2 protein-coding genes are annotated in these 3,121 nt (G+C 70.5%); both read left to right on the top strand.

Features of this window, described 5'->3' with window-relative positions:
- Positions 1-1,730 (top strand): multicopper oxidase family protein (locus VNT50_RS08255; RefSeq protein ID WP_325484631.1); only part of this gene is annotated, 1,730 nt, incomplete at its 5' end.
- Positions 1,731-1,823: 93 nt separating this feature from the next.
- Positions 1,824-3,121, top strand: a 1,298-nt coding sequence (locus VNT50_RS08250) for an excinuclease ABC subunit UvrA (protein ID WP_491715936.1), incomplete at its 3' end; no start/stop codon positions are given.

The raw sequence follows: 3,121 nt of genomic DNA, 5'->3' as shown, positions 1-3,121 counted from the left end.
CGGCGGTGCGTTCGCGCCGCGACGCAGCGGTGCCTTCGCGCCGCGACGCGGCGGTGGCGGGTGCGTTCGCCGCGGCGGCCGCCGCGTGCGCCGGGGAGATCGTGCTCACCGTGGGGATCGGGACTCCCGCGGGCCCCGCGGCGGCGGTGGCCGTTCTCGCCGTCGTCGTGGGCGCGGGAGTCGTGACGACGCTGGTCCGCGCGCGGCGCTCGGGGGGATCGCGGCGGCCGGTGCTGGCCGCGGCGGCCGCTGCGGGAAGCATCATCGCGGGTGCCGTCGTCGTGGGGGTCGTCACGATGTCCGGCGCGGGCGCGTTGCAGGCCGCGGGCTTCGGGCCCGTTGCTCATGGACACGTTGTGCATGGGCACGACGGGGGTGCGGCGACCGCCGCCTCCGGCAGCCCCGTGCCCGACCTGACGAGCGCCCCACACACCCTTCCCGCCTCCGGTGAGACCGTCGCCGTGTCGCTCCGCGCGCAGCGCGGCGAGGTCGAGCTGCCCTCGGGCAGGAGGGTGGACGCGTGGACCTTCGGGGAGCTCGCCGGGCCGGCGATCGTCGCGCGCGTCGGTGACACGCTCGATGTCTCGCTCACGAACGACGACATCGACTCCGGAGCGACCGTGCACTGGCACGGCTACCCCGTCGCGAACGCGTTCGACGGCGTCGCCGGGGTGACGCAGGATGCCGTGGCACCCGGCGGCGCGTTCCGCGCCGGCATCGCGATGACCCAGCCGGGCACCTACTGGTACCACACGCACCAGCGCGGTTCGGAGGGCGTTGTGCGGGGTCTGTACGGCACGCTCGTCGTGCACCCGGCATCCGGGCCGACCGAGGATGTCGACCTGACGCTTCCCGTGCACACGTTCTCGGGCTCGGTGGTGATCGGCTCCAGCGACGTCATCGAGGAGCGGGTGGTCGAACCCGGCGACTCGGTGCGCCTGCGCCTGATCAACACCGACCAGACGCCGCAGACGTTCGCCGTGCAGGGCGCCGCGTTCCGCGTCGCCGCCATCGATGGGACCGATGTGGCGTCGGCCGCCGCGGAGGACCGGTCTCTCGTCATCCCGGCCGGGGGCCGCATCGACGTCGTGATCGAGATGCCGGCCGCCCCGGTGCGCATCGGCGTCGCGGGGGCGCGGAGCGCCGGCATCGGACTCGTGCCGCACGCAGGTGACGACATCCCCGCACTGACCGTCCCGCCGCTCGCCTTCGACGCGCTCGCCGACCTCACCCCCGTGGGTGCGGCGGCGCACCCCGAAGCCGCGACGGCCATCGACGCGGCGCTCGCCGGCGCGGGCTTCGCTCTCGAGCGCACCTTTGTGCTGGATCGGCTGCCCCGCATCGTGCAGGGGCTGCCGAACTATGCGTATGCGGTCGACGGTCGGGTGTACCCGTTCATCGAGCCGACGATCGTGCGCCCCGGCGACACGGTGCGCCTGCGCTTCGTCAATCGCAGCTTCGAAACCCACCCCATGCATCCGCACGGGCACACGGTCAAGGTCCTCTCGATCGACGGCCGCGTGCCGGCGGAGCCGCTGTGGCTCGACACCTTCGACGTCGGGCCCGGCGAGGTCTGGGAGGTCGCGCTCTACGCCGACAACCCCGGCATCTGGATGGATCACTGCCACAACCTGGAGCACGCGGCGCTCGGCATGGTGACGCATCTCGCCTACCGCGACGTCACGACGCCGTTCGAGCATGGCGGCGCCGCGGGCAACGCGCCGGAGTGACCGGAGAGGATTGGCGCGAGCACCTCGCATTGAGGACCGGTGCTGTCCGCAGTGCATCGCACACTGTAGGGTCGCACCGATCGAAGGGAACCCATGGCCTCCTCCGCCCCCGCCCACATCGCCGATTCGCACGAAGTCATCCGCGTCGTCGGCGCCCGGGAGAACAACCTCAAGAACATCAACGTCGAGATCCCGAAGCGACGCCTCACGGTCTTCACGGGCGTGAGCGGCTCGGGCAAATCCTCGCTCGTCTTCGGAACCATCGCGGCCGAGTCGCAGCGGCTCATCAACGAGACCTACTCCACCTTCGTCCAGCAGTTCATGGGGTCGCTCGGTCGCCCCGAGGTCGACGCGCTCGAGAACCTGAGCCCGGCGATCCTCGTCGATCAGGAGCGGATGGGGGCGAATGCGCGGTCGACGGTGGGCACCGCGACCGACGTGCACGCGATGCTGCGCATCCTCTTCAGCCGCCTCGGCCGGCCGCACGTCGGCTCGCCCCAGGCGTTCTCGTTCAACATCCCCTCGGTCAGCGGCAGCGGGGCGATCACGGTGCAGCGCGGCGAAGGCAAGGCCAAGCGCGAGCACCGCACGTTCGAGCTCACGGGCGGCATGTGCCCGCGCTGCGAGGGGCTCGGCGAGGTGAGCGACATCGATCTCGACGAACTCTTCGACAGCGAGAAGTCGCTCGCCGAGGGCGCCCTCACGATCCCCGGCTACAACGTCGACGGCTGGATGGTGCGCGGCTTCACCGAGTCGGGTCTCGTCGACCCCCACAAGAAGATCAAGGACTACTCGGCGAAGGAGCGCGACGACTTCCTCTACAAGGAGCCCACGAAGGTCAAGATCCAGAACATCAACATGACCTACGAGGGACTCATCCCCAAGCTCACGAAGAGCTTCCTGCAGAAAGACCGCGACTCGCTGCAGCCGCACATCCGCGCGTTCGTCGAGCGCGCGGTCAAGTTCACGGCGTGCCCCGACTGCGGCGGAACGCGCCTGAACGAGGGGGCGCGGTCGTCGAAGATCAACGGCATCAACATCGCGGATGCCGCGGCCATGCAGATCACCGACCTCGCCGCGTGGCTGCGCACGGTCGAAGATCCGGAGGTCGCCCCGCTCATGGCGGGCCTGCGCGACACCATCGACTCGTTCGTCGACATCGGCCTCGGATACCTCTCCCTCGACCGTGCGTCGGGCACGCTCTCCGGCGGCGAGGCGCAGCGCACCAAGATGATCCGCCACCTCGGTTCCTCGCTCACCGACGTCACCTATGTCTTCGACGAGCCCACCATCGGCCTGCACCCGCACGACGTGGAGAAGATGAACGGACTGCTGCTGCAGCTGCGGGACAAGGGCAACACCGTCCTGGTCGTGGAGCACGAGCCGGAGAC

The organism is Microbacterium sp. (assembly GCF_035554235.1).
Lineage (GTDB): Bacteria > Actinomycetota > Actinomycetes > Actinomycetales > Microbacteriaceae > Microbacterium.
The sequence above is the reverse complement of the archived record's forward strand: the minus strand, read 5'-3'. Positions and strand labels throughout refer to the sequence as shown.